Here is a 22,303-nt window from a genome sequence, read left to right as displayed (position 1 = left end):
GACTGAGAGACATGTGGGTTGACTACATCGCCATGAAGTATTTGCATTTACTCACAGTGGTTATCAGTATTACGCTGTTTGTGTTACGTTTCTTCTGGAAATGTCGCGGTTCAGCTATGATGGATAAACGCTGGATAAAAATAACACCTCATATCAATGATACGCTGCTATTTGTCAGCGGCATTGTATTGATTTTTATGACTGGATTTTATCCTTTCAGTCCGCAAGGAACCTGGCTGACTGAAAAGTTGTTTGGCGTTATTATCTATATCCTGCTTGGCTATGTTGCATTAGGTAAGCGAACTCGCAGTCAGAATCGTCGCTGGCTTGCCTTTATACTCGCATTGGGTTGCCTGTATTTAATTATAAAACTGGCAACAACTAAGTTACCACTGCTGATGGGATATCTATGAGTAGCATTGCTGATTTCGAATTTAACAACGCGTCCCTGTGTGATGGGGTGTTACTGGTTACCCAGGAGATTCGACAGAATTTTCCACTGGCTGATGTACGCAATCAACTACAACAGCTCGTCGATGATGCCAGGGCTGCAATGCCCGACGGTCTCAATCAGGATCAGCAATTAGAAGTGCTTATCGATCTGTTTTACCGTAAGTGGAAGTTTGGAGGGGCGGGCGGTGTTTACCGTCTGTCAGATGCTATCTGGCTGGATAAAGTGCTGGATAAGCGGCAGGGGACTCCGGTATCACTAGGGGTGATTTTCTTGCATATCGCGCATCAACTGGACTTGCCATTGATGCCTGTTATTTTTCCAACCCAATTGATTCTTCGCGCGGATTGGCTAGACGAAGAAATGTGGCTGATTAACCCATTGAACGGTGAAACACTGAACGAGCATATGCTGGAAGTGTGGATAAAGGGCAATCTGGGCTTGAGTGCCGAATTGGAAGATGAAGATTTGGAAGAAGTGGAAAACACCTTGATTGTGCGTAAAATGCTCGACACTTTAAAAGCCGCATTAATGGAAGAAAAGCAGATGGAACTGGCTTTACGTGCCAGTGAAGCGGTGTTGGCTTTTGACCCCGATGACCCGTATGAAATCCGCGACCGTGGCCTGATTTATGCCCAACTGGACTGTAACCATATTGCTATCTCTGATTTAAGCTATTTTGTCGAACAGTGCCCGGAAGACCCCATCGCTGAAATGATAAAAATGCAGATCCACTCCATTGAGCAACAGCGAGTGACATTGCACTGATACCCGTCATACTTCAAGCTGCATGTGCGTTGGCCGCCTTCCTGCAACTCGGATTATTTTGGGTATATTTATGGTAATCACCTTGTTGAGTAATAACTCACTGTAATTAATCTCGATTTATCCTTTATAAAGGTATTTGTATGAAACAGAAAGTGGTTAGCATTGGCGATATCAACGTAGCGAACGACTTGCCTTTCGTGCTGTTTGGTGGCATGAACGTGCTTGAGTCTCGCGATCTGGCGATGCGCATCTGCGAGCATTACGTGACTGTCACCCAAAAGCTGGGTATTCCTTACGTCTTCAAAGCCTCGTTCGACAAAGCCAACCGTTCTTCAATTCACTCTTACCGTGGTCCTGGCCTGGAAGAAGGGATGAAAATTTTCCAGGAACTGAAACAGCAATTTGGCGTAAAAGTGATCACCGATGTTCACGAAATAAGCCAGTGCCAGCCTGTTGCAGAGGTTGTTGATGTTATCCAATTGCCAGCATTTCTGGCGCGTCAAACTGATTTAGTTGAAGCGATGGCACGGACTGGTGCGGTTATCAACGTGAAGAAGCCTCAGTTTGTTAGCCCAGGCCAAATGGGCAATATCGTTGAGAAATTCAAAGAAGCCGGTAATGATCAGGTTATTCTTTGCGATCGTGGTAGTAACTTCGGTTATGACAATTTGGTTGTTGATATGTTAGGTATCAATGTGATGGTACAAGCGACGGGCGGTCATCCGGTCATTTTCGACGTGACTCATGCATTACAATGTCGCGACCCGTTTGGCTCTGCATCAGGCGGCCGCCGTGCTCAAGTGGCTGAACTGGCCCGTGCGGGTATGGCTGTTGGCTTGGCTGGGCTATTTATTGAAGCTCACCCAGAGCCGAACAGCGCTAAATGTGATGGCCCATCTGCATTACCACTAGACAAGCTGGAGCCGTTCTTGGTGCAGATGAAAGCTATTGATGATTTGGTAAAAAACTTCCCAGAACTTGATACCAGCAAGTAATCCAATCTATCACCCGCATCCTTGATGTTGTTGCGGTGAAATAGACAAAAAGGCAGTGTAGGTCATCTACACTGCCTTTTTTGATCGCGGAAAAGGTTATTTTATTGCTAATGCCGCCAACGCCTCAGGGAGTGAGCCGTAGAAGCTCAACTTACCCTCGATAGGTTGTACTCGTGCTCTGGCCAGCGTTTTCAGCGGTTGGAAAGGAATATTCGTGATAATGAGTTGCTGATGCTCGCCTAAGGCCTCTGTGAAGCGCAGAAACGCGTTCAGCCCTCCTGCATCCAGAACCGGTACCGCGTCCCATTGCAGAATGATGGTGTCGTAATTCTCGCTGCGGCTGAGTAACTCGTTAAAAATCCGCTCTGCGGCGGCGAAGAACAGTGGCCCATTCACGCGTAACACCAGCCGATGTTCATTCATTTCAGTAGGTACTTCACTTAAACGGGTCATGCGGGCAATACGGCGCATAAACAGCAGTGAGGCCAATACAATACCTACTGTGATAGCAATCACCATGTCGAATAATACTGTCAGACTCATACACAACAGCATGACGATAATGTCATCTTTAGGGCCACGACGCAGTAAGTCGACCACTTTATGCGCCTCACTCATATTCCAGGCTACGATAAGCAGCAACGAGGCCATGGCAGCTAGCGGCAGGTACGACAACATCGGTGCCAGAACCAATAAAGCCAATAACACCAGCAGTGAATGGATAATTGCTGACACCGGTGAGGTTGCTCCTGCACGAACGTTAGCTGCAGAACGTGCAATAGCTGCAGTGGCGGTGATACCACCAAAGAAGGGTGCGACCATATTACCGAGCCCCTGACCGACTAACTCACTGTTTGAGTGATGTTTTTGTCCAGTCATGCCATCAAGAACCACTGCGCATAATAACGACTCAATCGCGCCGAGCATTGCCATCGAAAAGGCTGCTGGTAGCAGTGCCGAAAGTGTGGCCCAATTCAGAACAAATTCTTGCCCATTGGCGGCTGGGAGATGCCAGGGTAAAACAAATTGCGGCAAAATAGGGGGGATGCCGTGACCCTGTGTGCCATCAGCTAATAAATAGCCAAAACGTGAGCCGATAGTGGCAACTTGATGATCAAATAACGATAAAACTGCCATAACAGCGGTACCGGCGATGAGCGCAGGTAAGTGACCTGGTAACTTTAATTTTAATCGTGGCCAGAGAATTAAAACCATCAGAGTGACAGCTGCAATTAACGTATCACTGAAGTTGATGGTTGGCAGCGCTTGGGCAAGTGCTGCCACTTTACCCACATAAGTTTCCGGCACCTCCGGCAAGTGTAGACCGAAGAAATCTTTCACTTGCATGGTGGCGATGGTAATACCAATTCCCGAGGTGAAGCCAAGCGTGACTGACAGCGGAATATATTCAATTAAACGGCCTAATCTGCCGAGCCCCATGCACAATAAAAACACGCCAGAAAGCAATGTCGCCAGTAATAAACCCGCCAAACCAAATTGTTGTGATACTGGATAAAGAATAACCACAAAAGCCGCGGTAGGGCCAGATACGCTATAACGGGAGCCGCCGCTGACCGCAATAACAATCCCGGCAATAGCCGAAGTATATAAGCCGTACTGTGGGGGAACACCACTGGCAATTGCCAGGGCCATAGCCAGTGGGATCGCAATAATGCCGACTGTAATACCGGCAATAATATCTTTTAAAAATCTTTGAAATGTATAGGTTTCTCGCCAGCAAGCGTCAATTATCGCGCTGAACGGCCTAATGCCGTTAATTCCGTGCGTTTTCATCTAAGGTGCAAACCAAATAAAGAAAAGACAAAATAAATGGCGGGCCAATAAGGGTCCGTCTCGAGTAGCAGATAACCACGATACGCCAATTCACAGTCTGAGATCTAGATGTATATCAATCTCTGGCAGAAATAGAGATAACAGCCGGTTTTATAAAGTGGTTTAAATGAGCGGATTCATGACCGGCAAGACAATTTTCTGTAAGGCTAAATTCAAACTGCTTATTATCTCGGGTAGGAGCTGCTTTGAGCATCAAGTGTTAGAAACTGAGTGAAAGCTTTAACAATAGAAGAATGCAGCTTGTCTTAAGTGGGTTAAGTGATTAGGCGATATCTTGTTACCCCAAGAGAGGGGAAGGCCGCATAATAAAATTATTCAAGAATAAAGCCTATCTCGCAGCTAAGATTTAGGTTAGAAACTATCAATCTCTGTATAAGACCTAAGGTTCCGATGAATAATTTAGAGCTAGAACGTGACTTGATTTTAGAAAATAATCGGCAGCATGTGTGCGGCCAAAAATCATCACTGAGAATTCAAAGGACTGATGCTACGCCATGAGTGAATTAGATTCTTTGTCGACGTTATACCGAGATGCCTGTGTCACTTATGCAACTCTCTCTATTGGTTATTTTGCCTTAAGTAAGAACAGCCCTTTCTCCTATAATGGGGAGGTTTGGAAGCGTATCGTATTTGGGCTAATATCGGGGCTGGTGTCACTTTACCTCAATCAAGATCAGTGGGTTATTTCTGGAGCTTACTTCTACAGTTTCGAGATGATCCCGATTATTTTGGTCACATTTTATGGCGGTTGGCTAAGTGGTTTAACTGCGTTGATGATAAATTTCATTTTTACAGGTTGGCTGACATTAGATAATGTTTTAATAACAATAGCAATTATTCCTCTTTTGTTCTCTAAAGTGTGGGAGAAAAAGAGTAGTCGCATCTTTTATACCACTATTATCTTAATTGCCATTTATCGAATGCTTACCGCTGTTTTATTGGTTCCTAATACTCTTTTCTGGACACAGATTGTAGTATATCAACTCATTTCTGCTCTTTGTTTAGCTATTTGTTATCACGCTCTGAATTTTAAAGAGCGCCATATTTATGCATATTTTGCAATGAAAAATCGAGCAAACATCGACAAGTTAACTCAGTTAAATAGCCGGTCGAGTGTCGATTATCGCCTGAACAGCATTCATCACAATCGTCAGGCATGTGGTTTACTTATTTTGGATCTCGACAACTTTAAGTCCGTTAATGATACCTATGGTCATGATGGTGGTGACATCTTATTAACTGAAGTTGGGAAATTATTGATGACGGCTATCAGGGATGAAGATTTTGTGGGTCGCTATGGTGGTGAGGAGTTTATTATTATTACTTATAGCCATGACCCACAAGCTATTAAAGCGGTTGCAGAGCGTATTCGTCAGCGTGTAGAGAGTTTAGATGTGCAATTGCCTGATGGACGAAAAGTTAAGGTGACAATTTCAATTGGAGCCTCTCTTTACTTACCGGGAATGTCGATGCTAAAGGCATTGAAAATGACGGATGAAGCACTGTATCAGGCGAAAAATCAAGGTCGTAATCAGGTGGTTTATAGCCGATTAATGCCTCTTTCTCCTCTGGGTGACCGCATAGTTAAAGATAAACGCAGACGATCTTTATAATGAATCGACTCCGAATTTGGTACCAAAGAAAAAGGCCCTGACTTTCGTCAGAGCCTTTCGCTCGAATATGGCGGTGAGAGAGGGGTTCGAACCCTCGATACACTTACGCGTATACACACTTTCCAGGCGTGCTCCTTCAGCCACTCAGACACCTCACCGTTCCGTTACTGCGCTAAGCACTCCAACGGGGCGCTACTATAGTGACCGGTACGCAGATGGTCAAGCAGTATTTATTTGTTGTTTGTCATCTGGTTATTCCGCGCACAGATAGACTGATTCACCAACAAATAAGATGAGTTTAACGCCACTTTTGTGCCTGACTTGGGGAATCAACCATCACATAATCCGCACCAAGATCTTTAGCTAATTGATAATCCTCGGCTGAGTTTATGCCAATCAGCAAGATTTTTGTCTCTTCGCTTCTTTTGAAACAGTCCATTGCGGACTGATTCCAAACCAATTGGGTACGAGTCGTCCCTTTACCCAGGGTTAACTTCTCCACGACTTTTACATCACGCCTTAATTCAAAGGCATAATATTTATTTCGGCTATTGGGGAATGAATTGCTCCTCTTTTTGGCAATTATGCATTTATCGGCCATAACAGCATTAGCCAGAATCTTACGGGTTTTATTGCGCGGTTCGAATTTATTAAAATATTCAGGGAGTGCATCGAGATATTTCTGTTCAGTAGAATAGAAAAAGATTCGATCAGCGGATTTGGTGCTATTTTCTAAATTTATTATGGCGTCAGCCATTATTTTTGGTTCAGCATCAGGGGATTTAATATCAATAATAAATTTTATATTAGGGTATGATAAAAGTATCGAATACAATGAGGAAATCTTTTATCCCCACCCACGGTGAATATAGTGGTCATCCTGCTTAAAGCGATAAGCCGCATCTAACAATTGTAATTCATCGAACGTATATTTAGACACGGGGCCATCAGCGTCAGTTAACTCGCTTAAATCTTTGGGTCGATATAATACCGGTACACCGTCTTTACTGAGTTGAACAGTAATCCAGACCATATCAACATTATTTGATAAGGATTCACCAATAGCATGTCGGGTATTTTCAGGAAAATCAGCGGTGCCAGCCCGATGAGCGACTATAAGAGGTGAAGCGAGTGAAGTTTGTATATAAAATAGAAATAAGAAATGAATAAAAGGAAGCTTCATATATTTATACCCTTGTGGTTTATATTTCAAAACAGAAATACTTCTCACGTTGTAGCATGGGATGCTAAAGGGCTACATAATCAATTAATGACAAACGTTATGTATAGTTGCTGGTATGCAAAGAAAATTATTCTCAACGGTCTGAAATGGAAAAAGCCCATGATTTCATGGGCTTTTCACTTTAATATGGCGGTGAGGGAGGGGTTCGAACCCTCGATACGCTTACACGTATACACACTTTCCAGGCGTGCTCCTTCAGCCACTCAGACACCTCACCGTGTTACTACTGGTACAATCAGCCGCGTTCAATGGGCCGACCGGCGTAATGTAGGCAAAAGTGTGCCCAGCGTCAACCCTCTTATGCGCGCTTTGTCGCTGTTTAGCTAAAGTTACAGCAATTTGCTGATTTCATCGTCATTTTTTGCGAGTAGCGCTTGCATCTACGCGCCAATCGCGAAAGTCTATTCAATACTTTCGCAAGGAGCTGGCAAATAATGAATATTATTTTTTATCACCCATTCTTTGAGGCAAAACAGTGGTTGTCAGGGCTACAGTCACGCTTACCCAACGCCAATATCAGGCAATGGCGGCGTGGTGATACGCAACCGGCAGATTATGCGCTGGTGTGGCAGCCACCTCAGGAGATGCTCGCCAGTCGTGTTGAACTGAAAGGGGTGTTTGCGTTGGGCGCAGGGGTAGACGCTATTTTGGATCAAGAACGGCGTAATCCTGGAACTTTACCTGCGGGCGTGCCATTGGTGCGGCTGGAAGATACCGGGATGTCTTTGCAGATGCAGGAATATGTCGTGGCAACCGTATTACGCTATTTCCGCCGTATGGATGAGTATCAGTTGCAACAACAACAGAAGTTGTGGCAACCCCTCGAACCGCATCAACATGATAAATTCACCATAGGAATTCTCGGCGCGGGTGTATTAGGGAAAAGTGTTGCTCACAAGCTGGTCGAGTTTGGTTTTACTGTCCGTTGTTGGAGCCGTACGCCAAAACAAATTGATGGAGTGACTAGTTTCGCCGGTCAAGAAAAGTTACCCGCTTTCATTCAAGGGACACAATTGCTGATTAATCTCTTGCCCAATACCCCAAAGACAGCCGGTATCCTTAATCAGTCACTCTTTTCACAACTGAATGCCAATGCCTATATCATCAATATTGCACGGGGAGCGCACTTATTGGAGCGGGATCTATTGGCTGCAATGAATGCTGGGCAAGTCGCGGCGGTGACATTAGATGTATTCGCTGAAGAACCGCTGCCTTCAATGCATCCATTCTGGAGTCATCCCCGGGTTACCATTACGCCACATATTGCTGCGGTTACCTTGCCAGATGCGGCAATGGATCAGGTGGTTGCCAATATTCAGGCAATGGAAGCGGGAAGGGAACCTGTTGGGTTAGTTGATGTTGTGAGAGGGTACTGATTTAAGAGCTGCCACGGTTTGATGGGGCTAACGCGATTGCCGGCGAGGTTTTAGCGCTGCTGATGAGAAGAATTCCTGCTATCATTAGCGCACTATGCTTTGCCTGCAAAAAAGCCATCTCGCCATAAAAAGACCTGTGGAGTAGTCATGTATCCTGTTGATTTACATATGCATACCATCGCGAGCACCCATGCTTATAGTACCCTGCACGATTATATCGCCGAAGCTAAGCTAAAAAATATCAAACTATTTGCCATTACTGATCATGGCCCGGATATGGCTGATGCCCCGCATTATTGGCACTTTATGAACATGCGAGTATGGCCGCGGTTGGTTGATGGCGTGGGGATTTTACGTGGCATCGAAGCGAATATTAAAAATCTGGCAGGGGATATTGATTGTACTGGCCCGATGTTGGATGCCATAGACTTGCTAATTGCCGGTTTCCACGAGCCAGTGTTCCCACCTCAAGATAAGGCCGCCAATACCCAAGCGATGATTGCCACTATGGCGCAGGGGAATGTACATATCATCAGTCACCCAGGTAATCCTAAGTATCCAGTTGATATTAAAGCTATTGCTGAAGCCGCAGCAAAATATAATGTGGCATTGGAGTTGAATAACTCATCATTTACGCATTCCCGTAAAGGGAGCGAAGCGAATTGCCGCGCGATTGCTGAAGCAGTAAGGGATGCTGGCGGCTGGCTTGCCTTGGGTTCGGATTCACATATTGCTTATTCATTGGGGATTTTTGAACATTGCGAGCGCATTATTACTGAAGTGAATTTCCCGCAAGAGAGAATTTTGAATGTCAGCCCACGACGTTTGCTGAATTACCTTGAGCAGCGTGGCCGAGCACCGATACCAGAGTTAGCCGGGTTGTAATTTTTATCCGACGTTGTCACATTTTTTGATTTAAAAACCAATAAGAAACAGGATGATGTAAATGAATGATTTTTCTCTGGTGTGTCGCGTTCTTGGGTCGCTTTTTTATCGCCAACCACAAGATCCATTGCTAGAACCGCTTTTTACGCTGATAGGTCAAGGTAAATTAGAACAGCATTGGCCACTAGAACAAAGTGAGTTGCTGACGCGTCTGCAACAGGAGTATCAGCCTGAAGCTTTGGCTGCGGATTATAATAATCTGTTTGTTGGCGATGAACGCAGTGTTTCGCCTTATGGTTCCGATTATGAAGATGCTCGCCCGGAAGCCGAGGTCAGAGCTTTTCTTCAACAACGCGGAATGCCGTTAGGCGAAGCGCCAACAGACCATTTTGGTGGTTTATTACTGGCGGCCTCGTGGCTGGAAGATCAAGCGGCAGAAGATGAAGTGGCGGCGCAAATCGAACTGTTTGATGCCTATTTACTGCCTTGGTGTGGACGTTTTCTTGGCAAAGTAGAAGCTCATGCCACCAGTGGTTTTTATCGCACGTTGGCACAGTTAAGCCGCGAAGCATTGCAGGCTATGTGGGATGAGTTATCAGAAAACAGTGATACGGAGGAGTAAGCACCCCGTACCACTGTGTTTAAATGTGCGGTGCCAATTAGTCCGTTAGTGGGATGACTAATTGGCCCGGTTTAACTTCTAAACCTTTCGCCAATTTTTTCGCCATCGCTTCAGCTTTACTCTTTTCACCGTCAAGCACATAAGCAGGTTGCTGATCAAAATAAGATTTCAGTGACTGATTTAAATAAGGTGTCAGTGCTTTCATCACTGAATCCATTTTCTCAGGTTTCACCGTGTAGTCAGTCAATTCCATATCTTTTAGGAAGATGGCGCCTTTTTCACGATCAAATGTTGGCTGCGCTTTTAAGGTTAATGTCATGTCGGCAGTTTGCGGGCCAAGGATCGACGTAATATCGACTTTGGCGTTACCGGTTAATGTGACTTTGCCGGGTTCAGCACGACCAATTTGGCTCTGCAATTGTGTTAACGTGATATGAGCATCAACCAGCCCTGGGATGCCAATCTGTTTTTCATAGTTATTATGTTTTTGCAGATAATCATTAACTTCTTGTTCGCTCAAAGTGTACTGAGTCAGTTGGTTACAGCCCACCAATGTTGTTGTCACGATCAGCGCAGCAGCGCCCCACATCATTTTATTCATTAAAACCTCATAGCAATAAGCACTCATCAAACAGATAAACTCACCCGATAATAACCGCTCAGCTTGTCATTTTGTATTATTAACCGTGTTTGTTCAGCTACGGTTGGGTCGTGGGGCGAATTGTGCGGCAAGAAATACATTCTGCCAATCGGATAACCCTGAATCAATTAAGTTCGGGGGATGCCAAAGAAGTTGGCTCCTCTGGTATATAAAAGACTAGCTGCCGCTCAACATGGCTGACTCAATCCTGCGTTGATTAAATTGCCAGTACAGCCCAACGAGTGTAATTAAACCAATAATTCCCAGCAGGAACCAGGGTAACTCGGGCATGTCCAGCGTTCTGCCGGTATCGTACATCCAACCCCCGCCGGTGTAACCTAGCGCGCCACCGAGTGCCAGTCCAAGACGGCTAAAGCCCATATAGCTGCCGCGTGCGCGTGAATCTGCCAGTGAAGCACTCAGAGTCTCACGGGCGGGTTCGGCAATAATAGAACCCATATAGAAGAAGCAAATAAACATAAACAATGTTTGTAGATGGGTAATCAGGCCTATCGGGAATAGGCTCAATGTCATTATCAATAAACCGAACATTAAACGCTGTTCAAGGCGAAAACGCTTTTCGCTCCAGCGAGCAATCGGGTAGAGCAACGTCAGTGAGAGTGCGGCTTCAATCGCATACATCCATTTAACGGCGGCAGGGGAGCCGGCAATTTCATTGACCACAATCGGCAGCATCAGCATGACCTGCACCGACAACATATAATACCCGGTCAGGGTCAGGACATAGGTGACAAAACGACGATCACGTAGCACGCGCATTAGGCCTTCTTTCATCGGCGCGCGTACGGTGGAGATTCGATAAGCCGGCAGCAGCCAGACGTTCCAACCTGCGGCCAATATAAAGATAACCGCGCCGGTCCAACAGACAAAATGAAAGTCGTATTGCAGTAGCCAACTCCCGATCAATGCGCCGATGACTGCACCAGCACTGTCTTGCATCATCAAGAGAGAATAGAAACGGCCACGTTCATGGGGGCGAGTTAACTTGATAACCAGTGCGGTACGTGGCGGATCGAAGAGGGTCCCTCCCAAACCAGACAGAGCACAAGCCAGCCACAGTATCCAGGGTTCGTCTGCCATCGCCATTAAGGCAAATCCTGCCGCACGCATGAGCATGCCGGTAACTATCATAGGTTTTGCGCCAAAACGGTCAGCTATAGCGCCGCCGAAGATGCCTAGCCCTTGTTGCACCAGTTGCCTTAATCCCAGAGCCAGACCCACGAGTACCGCAGCCCAACCTAACTGATCGACAAATCGGATAGAGATGAGTGGGAAAACAACGAAGAAACCCAACACGACTAATAAGTTATCAAGCAATAAAAAGTATTTACCCAAGCTCCGAGCTTGCGATACCAAGGCCATGCTTCACCGTCAGAAATTGAAAAGGAGGGAATAGAAAATACGCATATAGTTTGAAGTATTATACAAACTATATCCTTTGTGAGAGCAATTATAATGATAACAACTAATAATATGACTGCATACTGCTATGCATGGGTTTCTAAGAGAGACAGGATAGTGGTTACGGGATGAGTCGACAGGCTAGTAGTTTTATAGATTACTTTAAAAATCAGCATGATAAATAAAAAACAGTTTTACTTCTAAACGTTAATCATAGGATTTGGCTGTGCGCAGAAAGTTGCTCAGCATTTAAAGGTAAGAAATGCGCAGATAGTTCCATGTTGAAATTATTTGTTACTGGTGTTATCAGCAGACACATGGTCAATGCTTGTGAAGAACAGTTCGGGGGCAGTAGTCAAATGGGTTAACAATTATTGATAACAAATATGAAATCCACCAGTGGGGACACAACGACGTTAGGCCAACTTTGCTTTCTTGCATCTTTTATTAGTATATAAAAAATTAGAATCTAGAGTTTATCTCAAGCAACTTTGATAACGGTGAAACCGACAGTCATTACTCATGCTACGGCATAAACTGCGCAAGCGAAAATCCTAATTTTAAGTTGTGTGATTGTAACATCATACGAAAATAAGATACCATATAAAATTGTTTGGTTTGGATCGCTGGTTATTATGGACGATAAAAGTATTGAGATGTTGTTATCAAAGAAAAAATTTATCTCAAAAAGAGATATTGAATTTATACGTAAACAAGCTATGGGAAATAATATTTCATTTAAGATTGCTATAGCACAACTCAAAAGAATTTCTTTAGGAACTATTTTTTTGCATTTCCTGCTGATTGGAATTGGTATCAATATCTTTATCACCAGTGATTCTTCAGATTTTGAATCTTATGTTATTGCTGCAGTTATTGGTGTTGCTATAATGAACTTCGTCGCTCCCGTTATATTAGGAGCGAAGTTATTATTTGTATCACTGAAGGAGTAATTTGATTAGCGTTATTTGCTATCGTTAATTGCTTTAACAGATAAAGCATTACCGGTGCCTTCAATTGCTAATGAACCATATCCCATAGTCTTTATGTTTCTCACATAATCAGTTGGGATATGTCTAAACAGTCTCCATGCATCAGGTTTCAGAACCATTCTTGCCATTCCATAGCCCGACAATCCAATACTCATAAAGTTATAGGCTAAGAAACCAACTTGTTTATTAAAACCTAAAAATTCAGCTGTCGCTATATAACCGTTTAGCATAAAACCTGTTGAAGAGTCAGTCCCATTCTTAATGTTTGATATAACTTCTTGTAAGCTGTTAATTCCGTGCAGAAAAATGGTTGCACCAGCTACGACTCCAAGTATATTCCCTGTTGCTAAAGATGCAGATGTTAGAGTGAAACCACCTAATACTGTAAGTCCACTAACTACTATATTAACTCCTTGTATAACATAGCCCCAAGTGTCACGATCCTTTTTAAGCTCTATAGCGACAACAGTTTTAGCTCGTTTGGTTTTCAGCATAAGATCTTGTTCAAGAAGATGGCTACACTCTTTATTCAAGTTATCGATGGCTATCTTGCAATCAGATTCCGTTCTGGCTGATTTTATTATTTTCATCTGTTCACTAATAAAATCTTTTATTTCGTTTTCAAACCTTGCTCTTACTAGAGCATCACGAAGAACAAAACGTGAAACATCTCTGGCTACTCTTAATAACTTGTCACTATTAGTTATCGCAATGGATTGATAATACTCGATAAATCTACTTTTATGATTAAGATGAATGTCCATGATGTCCCTTGATTATTTGCTGATGATCCTTATTTTCCTTCAGCAAAATTTTAATACAAATAGGCGATTTAGGGAAAATAATTGCTTGTATTTTGCGCATAGGATTTCATGCATTATACTCATCAAGCTGAGTCCATCCCTTATAGTTGTAAATATTTCTTGACTGAGATAGGGCAAGACGAGTACTAAGTATTAATATATATATTCTGCTATCTTGATGTGATAATCATTACGATAATTATCAATCCAGAAAATATAGTTATCAAATTTAATTGATAACTGGTTAATAGGTGATAATACTTGACTTACTCTCACCTTCATCGGTAAGTTTTTAGTTCTCATATTTTAGCATATCAACTAGTTTTATAATTCCACTGTTATATTCCAACAAATTATTACTCATATATCTCAACTTGTTAGATAATTATTTTAGTATGTCTAAATGCCTTATCATGAGTTTTACTATTTATTCACAAGTGAATTTTTTAAGCAGAATATAAAGTTAATAAAAAACAGATATACCAACTAAGCTACTAACTTAACTATCGCTAGTAGTGGATGCTACGTTTTCGAAACTCCAGAAGATCACTATTTCTTCCTAAAACACAGTAGAAACTATTCCCAGAGATGTATAGGGATTGTTAGGTGAGTCCATTTACATCGATCAGTGATACTCATATAATACGTTATACGATGATTCGATGGTATTTTCAGGTATGGATAACAATGATGATGTGGCGATAGTGGCGGCAGCAATTGTTGCTACAGGAGTTATTATATCAGTGTTGATAAACTCAAATATTAATCACATCAATAGATCAAAATCAAAAAACGAGTGGAAACGTGAAAAACCACTAACTTTTGTCGCGCGGTTTATTGATCTTTTTAATGGAGATACTAAATATGCGATAAATTATAGAGATTATCATCTTGATATTATAAAGGAGCCGGTTTTATACGGATTTAGAAGTGGAGAAAGTGGCATATTAGTATATGGCAACTACATGCTTGTTGAGTCCAATGATGTAATACTCGAACATTATAGTGAAATGAAAAAAAGCGACTTTAGATCTTGAATCTGAATGGCATGATATTTCGGAAGATAAACTTGGAAATACTCCACACAGAAATCATGATGGAAAATCAATATTGCTTATTAAGAACATCAGACGAATACTAATGAGTATGAAATGAAAATTAAAAATATTGCCAGACAGGTTTTTATATATGCTACATCGCCATTTGTAACTTTTAGTGCAGGTGCAGTAGTCGTAATGCTTTTGGATATTTATATTACAAAAGGTATGGATAGTTCTTTCGTATCGGCATGTATGGATGTAGTAATGGCGGGGGCCGCTGTAGGAGCGGTTCTTATCGCTCGTAACTACTTGGCTCAATTCACAGCGCAGGAAGGTTATAAAATAGCGATTGAGTTGGTTAATGATGTTTTCCCTAAACATGAAAGGTTAAGAACTGTAGTTCCACGGTGTAATACTGCATTAACTATTGTTAATAAAGTTATTGACCATAAAAGTTCATCTGAAAAAGAAGTCAGTATTTTAAAGAGTATTTTAAGCGAGTGTAATCGTATGTCAGAAGATGCAAATTCAGTTTATAGAGAGATAAATAAACTTCTATTCAAAACTAAAACCTATGGATTGTATCCATCAAATGAGAGAGATTATTACTTTTATAATTTCATAAACACTGTTGGATTGGTTAGTTCAGAGTTGAAAGAGTTGGCTAATGAGTTAGGTGTGGTTTATGAGAATATTGAGGTATGTAGAAAATCTAAAAATCAGGCTGTGGTTATTACAACGCATGATGCGAGTTTTGATAATAATGCCCTTGCATTAGATCGAATCAAGAATAATTTGCTCAGTCTTAGAGTAGATGAAGTCAATGCAACGTTCAAACAGATGTCTAGTAGTCATGATAATTTTATTGGGAAAGATAATACAATTACTGAGTTATTTAAAGTGAAAGGGTTATTGTTCTGATGCTATTTTTAGTGGTTTAATCTTATTAAGACGTTGAGTATAGATATTTTAACAAAGACGGTGAAGTAGTAAATATATCGGTAATGAAAATATAAAAAACTTTAACTGAGATAGTATTTTCAATTAAAGCCTTTTAAATTTGTTGTTCGCTGATATGATAAAATTGATTGAGTTGAATATGCAGATGTTGTAAGCATAGTACGATAAGTTAGTGAAACATCCTGATGCTTTAGCCGAACACAGAGTGGGCATATTAGCATTTACTGTGCTTACAGTTTGTACGGAGTTGTTAAAAATCCCGAGGATTTGGATTGATAATATTTCTTATCGTCAATACGTTACCTCTGCGACAGTTTCATAATAAAATACCTCTTTTTCTCTTTAATCGCGCATTTTTCTGTACTGATGCGTCAAAAGAGCGCAGCCATCGTTTTACGTAGCAGCCAGACAACAGGTATATTGAATAAAAAAGATTGTCGCTACTTGAGTACAGCGCATAGCCAAAGGGGAGCAGATGTTCGGCTATCATTCAGTAACACCTAAAATCCGCTTAACAACAGACCGAATGTCACTACGGCTGGTGAATGAGCGTGATGCGTATCGCATGGCGGAGTATTACGCTGAAAATCAGGCATTTCTTAAACCCTGGGAGCCTGTGCGTGATCAAAGTCATTGCATGCCTTCTGGCTGGCAGGCGCGGTTGGGAATGATAATGGAGCTGCAAAAACAAGGTAGCGCATATTATTTTATTTTGTTAGATCCCGAAGAAAAAGAAGTCCGTGGTGTGGCGAATTTTAGCAATGTGTTGCGCGGTTCGTTCCATGCCTGCTTTCTTGGCTATTCCTTAGGTGAGCGCTGGCAGGGGCAGGGGCTGATGTTTGAAGCCTTGCAACCCCTTATTCGCTACATGCAACGGCATGAACGGATGCATCGTATTATGGCTAACTATATGCCGCATAATCATCGCAGCGGTAATTTGCTCGAACGCCTTGGATTTGAACGTGAAGGTTACGCGAAAGATTACTTATTGATTGATGGCCAATGGCGCGATCATGTGCTGACGGCTTTGACTAACAAAGAATGGACGCCAACTCGCTGAGGTCAGGATGAAACACAGTTTAAATGCCCAAGAAGCCAGAGTTATTGGCTGTTTGCTGGAAAAACAAGTGACAACGCCGGAGCAATATCCGATGTCACTCAATGGTGTGACGATCGCCTGTAATCAGAAAACCAACCGTGAACCGGTCATGGAATTATCTGAATCAGAGGTGCAACAAACACTGGATTTCTTGTTGAAAAAACACCTTATCCGAACCCATAGTGGCAATCGGGTGATGAAATATGAGCACCGTTTTTGCAATTCAGAATTTGGCAATTTGAAGTTTTCTCCCGCTGAACTGGCCGTGATGACCACTCTGTTTTTGCGCGGCGCACAGACACCGGGTGAGCTGCGTAATCGTACCAGCCGGATGCATGAGTTTTCTGATGTGGCTGAAACTGAAGACGTACTCAATCAGTTGTCATTACGCGAAGATGGGCCTTTCGTGGTGCGCTTAGCGCGCGAGGCAGGCAAAAGAGAAAGCCGCTTTATGCATCTGCTCAGTGGCGATATTGCACCAGTGTCTTCAGCAGTGCAAAGTGCGCCAGAGGGAACTCATGATCTTGAAGCCAGAGTCGCTCAGCTCGAACAGCAAGTCATTGCGCTGACTCGTCGCCTTGACGAAGTGTTGATGCAACTAGATGATTAATAAGGATACTATGAAGCAATCCGGTGTTGATAAAAAACTACGCGTCGGTATTGTCGGCCTCGGTGGCATTGCGCAAAAGGCTTATTTGCCTATTTTAACCCAAGCGCAGGACTGGCAATTGGTGGGAGCGTTTTCTCCTAACCAGATAAAAGCACAACCAGTGTGTGATAGCTATCGCATGCGTTACTTCTCACGGTTGGATACTTTGGCCGCTGAGTGTGATGCCGTCTTCGTCCACAGCAGTACCGCGAGCCATTTTCAGGTGGTGGGCGAGTTATTGCAGGCCGGGATTCATGTTTATGTCGATAAACCATTAGCCGAAACCATCGCGCAGTCCGAGCAATTGATTGCATTAGCGGCGAAGCAAAGATTGGCGCTAATGGTGGGGTTTAATCGACGTTTCGCACCTTTATATCAGCAGCTTAAGCAGCAAATGAGTCACCCTGCATCGCTGCGCATGGAGAAACATCGGCAGAATAGTATCGGTCCAAATGATGTCCGTTTTACCTTGCTTGATGATTATCTGCATGTGGTGGATACGGCGTTGTGGCTGGGTGGGGCAGCCGCCAAATTAATCAGTGGGACGATACAAACAAATACACAACAGCAGATGCTGTATGCCGAGCACCATTTCCAGTCAGGTGATTGTTCTATCTCGACCAGCATGCATCGCCACGGCGGAACTCAACGCGAAAGTGTGCAAGCGATTAGCCCAGGTACCTGCTATCAGATTATGGATATGCGCCAATGGCAGCAGGAGTCAGACGGACAAGTGATAAACCTACCTGCACCTGGTTGGCAAACCACACTAGAACAACGAGGTTTTAGCGGTGCTGTTCATCACTTTATTGCCGCGGTCAGTAACCAGACAACACCGCAAGTATCGGGTGAAGAGGCTATCCTCGCGCAACGAATGATAGAGATTCTGTTACAACAGCAGGTGGCGGAATAACCTGTCAGTCCTGATATAATGCCAAGCTCATCTCAATCGTGATGATCCTAGTGGTAGAAGCAACGCCTGCTCAACGCAGGCGTTGATATTTACAGCGTATTTTGCAAATACAGATCGGAAAATAGATCAGAAAAACCTATGAATCTACTGAAATCACTGGCAGCTGTCAGTTCAATGACCATGTTTTCCCGCGTGTTGGGCTTTGCTCGCGATGCGATTGTTGCGCGGGTTTTTGGTGCTGGTATGGCAACGGATGCCTTTTTTGTCGCATTCAAATTACCCAATCTATTACGCCGTATCTTCGCTGAAGGGGCTTTTTCACAGGCTTTTGTACCGATTCTGGCCGAATATAAAAGCCAGCAGGGTGAGGAAGCAACCCGAACATTTGTCGCCTATGTTTCCGGCTTATTAACACTTATTCTGGCAGTGGTTACAGTATTAGGGATGCTGGCTGCACCCTGGGTCATTTTTATTACTGCGCCCGGCTTTACCGATACACCAGACAAATTTGCATTAACTTCTGCGTTACTGCGGGTGACATTCCCTTATATCTTGTTGATTTCTTTAGTATCGCTGGTGGGGGCGATCCTAAATACCTGGAACCGTTTTTCAATTCCGGCATTCGCCCCGACTTTCCTTAATATCAGCATGATAGGCTTTGCACTCTTTGCTGCACCTTATTTCAATCCGCCAGTTATGGCGCTGGCTTGGGCTGTGGTGGTAGGTGGTGTACTGCAATTAGGCTATCAACTTCCTCATCTGAAAAAGATAGGGATGTTGGTATTGCCTCGGTTGTCGCTGAAAGATGCTGGTGTATGGCGAGTGATGCGCCAAATGGGGCCTGCTATTCTTGGCGTTTCAGTGAGCCAAATCTCCCTGATTATCAATACAATTTTCGCATCATTTCTGGTCTCCGGCTCGGTGTCATGGATGTATTACGCTGACCGTTTGATGGAGTTCCCCTCGGGTGTGCTGGGTGTGGCTCTGGGCACTATCTTGTTGCCATCACTGGCAAAGAGCTTCTCCAGCGGCAACCATGATGAATATTCTAAGTTGATGGATTGGGGGTTGCGTCTGTGTTTTCTGCTGGCATTACCCAGTGCGGTGGCTTTAGGGATTTTAGCCAAACCATTAGTGGTTTCATTATTCCAATACGGGAAATTCAGTGCGTTTGACGCGCTGATGACACAGCGTGCGTTGGTGGCCTATTCTGTCGGATTGATGGGGTTGATTGTTGTAAAAGTGTTGGCACCGGGTTTTTACTCACGTCAGAACATAAAAACACCGGTCAAAATAGCTATTATTACGCTGATAATCACCCAAGTTATGAACCTGATTTTCATCGGGCCACTTAAGCATGCCGGTTTATCACTGTCGATAGGTTTAGGTGCTTGTCTGAATGCCAGCTTGTTATATTGGCAATTACGCAAGCAGAAGATTTTTCATCCGCAACCAGGCTGGGCAGTGTTCCTGACTAAATTGGTGATTGGAGTGGTGGTGATGTCCGTAGTGTTGCTGGGTCTGCTATGGGTGATGCCTGCTTGGGATGTCGGGGGGATGGCTTATCGCTTGCTACGGCTAACTGCTGTTGTGATTGCGGGGGTGATTGCCTATTTTGCAGTACTTGCTTTGCTTGGATTTAAATTGCGCGATTTTGCCCGTAGAACGAACTGAGTTAATCAATCAAACCATACTCATCATTTAAATAGAGAGCTAAACAGAGAGTCCCGATTAATATAAAGGTTAATGAGATGGTCACCACACCCTGTGAGCGGAAAGCTGACAGGGTGTTTTATTTTGGGAGGATTATCATACAAACATTACGCTCATCGGTATCGACCTTAGCAATAATTAATTCCACACCCATTGCCAGGACAAACACGGACATCCACTTTTACGCAAAAAATCCACCTACACTCAATTTCTTCTCCCCCTCTCTTACCGCTTGCCAGCCCTACATGGCTCGATGGGATTCTGCGTCAGTACATGGATAATCATAGATTTTATGGTTACATGATGCAGTTTCATTTCATTTTTTAATGTCATTATTAATTTTATTAAATGAATGAATAAAAAAATTAGTAATTATATTACTAATCATTAAAAATAATTTAATCAGATGACCATACACTTTCCTGAATACATGAGTTATGTATTTTGAATCGGTACTTGTTTGTACATTAATTTAAATTAATTCGCTTACATGGACTATTCACAATATGTGATTTTAAATGTCTTTCTGTTTATTAAATATTTAACATGTAAGTTCAAAGGTGTTTTGTAAATGCATATTATACGATTATTGATTTTAATGTTTTTTTTAGTTGTAATATTTCCAGTGCAGATGTTCCTGATACGATAGAAAAAGAAAAAAAAACAGACTGCTTGCCAGTTAATGGGGTGTTTGTACATGGGGTTACACTGGTTTCTATAAAATATATAGAGCTATTAAATAATATAAACAATGGCTGCGTTAAATATTATGATATTAATTCCCTGGCTAAAGACCTTACAAATCAATATATAAACAAGGGGTATATTACAGCCCGAGTCAGATTTATGCCAATAAATTCGCGCGGCGAGCTTGGTCTGAGTGTAACTGAAGGGATAGTTGAAAAAATTGTAGGAGGGGATAGGCGAACACATCATAAGATGCTCTTTTCTGATATGGTCGGTAAACCACTCAACGTATCGCAACTTGATCAAGCCATCGATCAGGCGAACAGATTGCAATCCAATAGAGTAACGCTAGATATACGGCCTGGCCACGAAAATGGCAACACGATAGTGATTATTAATAATAATAATGCTGTGCCTTGGCATCTATCAACTTCAGTAGACAATTATGGCTATAAAGGCTCAGACAAATGGCGAAATAGAACCTCACTCAAGGTGGATAGCCCGCTCGGTTTCTCTGATTTAGTCATATTAGATTTCGTTCGGACGTTAGAAAATGCTAAAAAATCTTACAAGAATGAGGCGACATTTTTTTATTCAGTACCTTATGGTGCTCTTACATTAAACACACTTATTAATTATAGAAACTATCGCCGTAATGAAAGGCTTAAATTTAATGTCATTAATTTTAATGGTAGCTCAAAAGAATATCATTTTAATGCTGATTACGTTTTTTATCGAAATCAAAACAGCATCAATAGTATAAGTACGAAAGTAGAACATAAAATTATAGACAGCTATATTGCTAAAACAAAAGTGGGGGTTAACAGTCATAGGCTCAGTGCTCTGGGTATAAGCTTAAATCAACTCCGCTTATTCCCAAATGGGACGGTGAACTTTAATATAGCTGTAAAAAGAGGAATGCCATGGTTTAATGCTGGTCAGATTGATAAGGATAACAAACGCTTTACTGATGGTAAATTCACTACAAGCAAACTATCAGCTAATGTTAATCATCGCGTAAAGCTATTTGAATCAGTGTACCAATTAGAACATCTTTTTGTTGGTCAATATAGTAAGGATAAAACAGTCTCTCCTGAGAGTATAGATCTCACCGCACGCCATGCAATTAGGGGGTTTAGTCGAGGATCTCAATCTGCAGGTAATGGTTGGTATATAAGGAATACATTATCCCATCATTTTTTTCTGGGACAGGCCGTTATTACTCCACATATCGGTTTCGATGCAGGGCGGGCATTACAGCACAAAAGTAAGAGAGGGTGGCAAAGTAATAGCGGCGTAAGTGTCGGTACGACATTAAGATATAAAAAAGCATTACTTAATCTGGAGGTCAGTCGCGGTTGGTGGTTTTCAGACAGTAATAAAAATGAACCCATACAATTATTAACTCAAGTCTCTTACACTTTTTAATTCATATCATAATCACTATTTTATTAATAAGGATATTTTAATAAAAAAGAAAAAATTCAAACTCTCTCCGACAGGGAAATTAACAGTTATATTATCGTTAATTCTAGCACAGTCTTCTATTTGTTATGCCAACGGTATAGTCGCAGGCGG

The 22,303-nt window shown here is 42.6% G+C and carries 19 protein-coding genes, 2 tRNA genes and 1 pseudogene; 15 read left to right on the top strand and 7 right to left on the bottom strand.

The window, feature by feature from the left end:
- The first annotated feature begins 11 nt into the window (after nt 1-11).
- From ACF3VQ_RS11720 to kdsA, 3 genes are all read left to right on the top strand, one after another.
- Nucleotides 12-413, top strand: a complete 402-nt coding sequence (locus tag ACF3VQ_RS11720; protein WP_392431005.1) for a SirB2 family protein — start codon at nt 12-14, stop codon at nt 411-413.
- On the top strand, nt 410-1,219 hold the full coding sequence (gene sirB1, locus ACF3VQ_RS11715; protein ID WP_392431002.1) for an invasion regulator SirB1: 810 nt from the start codon (nt 410-412) through the stop codon (nt 1,217-1,219). Before ACF3VQ_RS11720 ends, sirB1 begins: the two co-directional genes overlap by 4 nt.
- 140 nt (nt 1,220-1,359) lie before the next feature.
- Nucleotides 1,360-2,214, top strand: coding sequence for a 3-deoxy-8-phosphooctulonate synthase (gene kdsA / locus ACF3VQ_RS11710; protein WP_129196417.1), 855 nt, complete (start codon nt 1,360-1,362; stop codon nt 2,212-2,214).
- A gap of 96 nt (nt 2,215-2,310) precedes the next feature.
- Here the strand turns inward: kdsA and dauA are convergent, their stop codons facing one another.
- On the bottom strand, nt 2,311-4,008 hold the full coding sequence (gene dauA, locus ACF3VQ_RS11705) for a C4-dicarboxylic acid transporter DauA (protein ID WP_392431000.1): 1,698 nt from the start codon (nt 4,006-4,008) through the stop codon (nt 2,311-2,313).
- A gap of 554 nt (nt 4,009-4,562) precedes the next feature.
- Between dauA and ACF3VQ_RS11700 the strand changes: the two genes are divergently transcribed.
- Nucleotides 4,563-5,681 (top strand): GGDEF domain-containing protein, encoded by a 1,119-nt coding sequence (locus ACF3VQ_RS11700; RefSeq protein WP_392430998.1) that lies wholly within the window; start codon nt 4,563-4,565, stop codon nt 5,679-5,681.
- 68 nt (nt 5,682-5,749) lie between these two features.
- On the opposite strand, the gene ACF3VQ_RS11695 is transcribed toward ACF3VQ_RS11700, so the two are convergent.
- The 3 genes and pseudogenes from ACF3VQ_RS11695 to ACF3VQ_RS11685 all read right to left on the bottom strand — a co-directional run bounded on the left by ACF3VQ_RS11695 (nt 5,750) and on the right by ACF3VQ_RS11685 (nt 7,141).
- A tRNA-Ser gene (locus ACF3VQ_RS11695) sits at nt 5,750-5,839 on the bottom strand.
- Between the two features lie 140 nt (nt 5,840-5,979).
- Nucleotides 5,980-6,864, bottom strand: a pseudogene (locus ACF3VQ_RS11690) (glycerophosphodiester phosphodiesterase family protein).
- Nucleotides 6,865-7,051: 187 nt separating this feature from the next.
- A tRNA-Ser gene (locus ACF3VQ_RS11685) sits at nt 7,052-7,141 on the bottom strand.
- A gap of 217 nt (nt 7,142-7,358) precedes the next feature.
- Between ACF3VQ_RS11685 and ghrA the strand changes: the two genes are divergently transcribed.
- The 3 genes from ghrA to ACF3VQ_RS11670 all read left to right on the top strand — a co-directional run bounded on the left by ghrA (nt 7,359) and on the right by ACF3VQ_RS11670 (nt 9,807).
- Nucleotides 7,359-8,300 (top strand): glyoxylate/hydroxypyruvate reductase GhrA, encoded by a 942-nt coding sequence (gene ghrA, locus ACF3VQ_RS11680; protein WP_392430996.1) that lies wholly within the window; start codon nt 7,359-7,361, stop codon nt 8,298-8,300.
- Between the two features lie 147 nt (nt 8,301-8,447).
- Nucleotides 8,448-9,185 (top strand): phosphatase, encoded by a 738-nt coding sequence (locus ACF3VQ_RS11675; protein WP_392430995.1) that lies wholly within the window; start codon nt 8,448-8,450, stop codon nt 9,183-9,185.
- Between the two features lie 61 nt (nt 9,186-9,246).
- Entirely contained in the window at nt 9,247-9,807 is a 561-nt protein-coding gene (locus tag ACF3VQ_RS11670) for a molecular chaperone (RefSeq protein WP_392430993.1), read from the top strand.
- Between the two features lie 37 nt (nt 9,808-9,844).
- On the opposite strand, the gene ACF3VQ_RS11665 is transcribed toward ACF3VQ_RS11670, so the two are convergent.
- Nucleotides 9,845-10,408: a lipoprotein gene (locus ACF3VQ_RS11665; RefSeq protein WP_026017865.1), complete on the bottom strand. Its 564-nt coding sequence runs from the start codon at nt 10,406-10,408 to the stop codon at nt 9,845-9,847.
- A 216-nt stretch (nt 10,409-10,624) separates the two neighbouring features.
- The gene (gene mdtH / locus ACF3VQ_RS11660; RefSeq protein ID WP_392430991.1) at nt 10,625-11,830 is read right to left on the bottom strand and encodes a multidrug efflux MFS transporter MdtH; all 1,206 of its coding nucleotides are present in this window, start codon (nt 11,828-11,830) and stop codon (nt 10,625-10,627) included.
- Between the two features lie 674 nt (nt 11,831-12,504).
- Between mdtH and ACF3VQ_RS11655 the strand changes: the two genes are divergently transcribed.
- On the top strand, nt 12,505-12,822 hold the full coding sequence (locus tag ACF3VQ_RS11655; protein ID WP_392430990.1) for a hypothetical protein: 318 nt from the start codon (nt 12,505-12,507) through the stop codon (nt 12,820-12,822).
- Between the two features lie 11 nt (nt 12,823-12,833).
- On the opposite strand, the gene ACF3VQ_RS11650 is transcribed toward ACF3VQ_RS11655, so the two are convergent.
- The gene (locus tag ACF3VQ_RS11650; protein WP_392430989.1) at nt 12,834-13,625 is read right to left on the bottom strand and encodes a DUF4225 domain-containing protein; all 792 of its coding nucleotides are present in this window, start codon (nt 13,623-13,625) and stop codon (nt 12,834-12,836) included.
- 716 nt (nt 13,626-14,341) lie between these two features.
- Here ACF3VQ_RS11650 and ACF3VQ_RS11645 point away from each other — a divergent pair.
- From ACF3VQ_RS11645 to ACF3VQ_RS11615, 7 genes are all read left to right on the top strand, one after another.
- On the top strand, nt 14,342-14,701 hold the full coding sequence (locus ACF3VQ_RS11645; RefSeq protein WP_392430987.1) for a hypothetical protein: 360 nt from the start codon (nt 14,342-14,344) through the stop codon (nt 14,699-14,701).
- 114 nt (nt 14,702-14,815) lie between these two features.
- A complete protein-coding gene (locus ACF3VQ_RS11640; protein WP_392430986.1) occupies nt 14,816-15,625 on the top strand; it encodes a hypothetical protein in 810 nt (269 codons plus the stop codon).
- Between the two features lie 514 nt (nt 15,626-16,139).
- Complete coding sequence (rimJ, locus tag ACF3VQ_RS11635; RefSeq protein WP_392430984.1) at nt 16,140-16,724, top strand: ribosomal protein S5-alanine N-acetyltransferase; 585 nt, start codon at nt 16,140-16,142, stop codon at nt 16,722-16,724.
- A gap of 7 nt (nt 16,725-16,731) precedes the next feature.
- The gene (locus tag ACF3VQ_RS11630; protein WP_392430982.1) at nt 16,732-17,373 is read left to right on the top strand and encodes a YceH family protein; all 642 of its coding nucleotides are present in this window, start codon (nt 16,732-16,734) and stop codon (nt 17,371-17,373) included.
- Nucleotides 17,366-18,325, top strand: a complete 960-nt coding sequence (locus ACF3VQ_RS11625) for a Gfo/Idh/MocA family protein (RefSeq protein ID WP_392430980.1) — start codon at nt 17,366-17,368, stop codon at nt 18,323-18,325. The genes ACF3VQ_RS11630 and ACF3VQ_RS11625 overlap by 8 nt, the downstream gene beginning before the upstream one ends.
- A gap of 138 nt (nt 18,326-18,463) precedes the next feature.
- Nucleotides 18,464-19,999 carry a murein biosynthesis integral membrane protein MurJ gene (gene murJ / locus ACF3VQ_RS11620; RefSeq protein ID WP_392430977.1) on the top strand — a complete coding sequence of 512 codons (1,536 nt, stop codon included), beginning with the start codon at nt 18,464-18,466 and terminating at the stop codon, nt 19,997-19,999.
- Between the two features lie 711 nt (nt 20,000-20,710).
- Entirely contained in the window at nt 20,711-22,153 is a 1,443-nt protein-coding gene (locus ACF3VQ_RS11615) for a ShlB/FhaC/HecB family hemolysin secretion/activation protein (protein ID WP_392430975.1), read from the top strand.
- Nucleotides 22,154-22,303 lie beyond the last annotated feature (150 nt).

Origin of the sequence: Yersinia fenwicki (assembly GCF_043099325.1) — a bacterium.
In the GTDB taxonomy this organism is placed as follows: domain Bacteria; phylum Pseudomonadota; class Gammaproteobacteria; order Enterobacterales; family Enterobacteriaceae; genus Yersinia.
The sequence above is the reverse complement of the archived record's forward strand: the minus strand, read 5'-3'. Positions and strand labels throughout refer to the sequence as shown.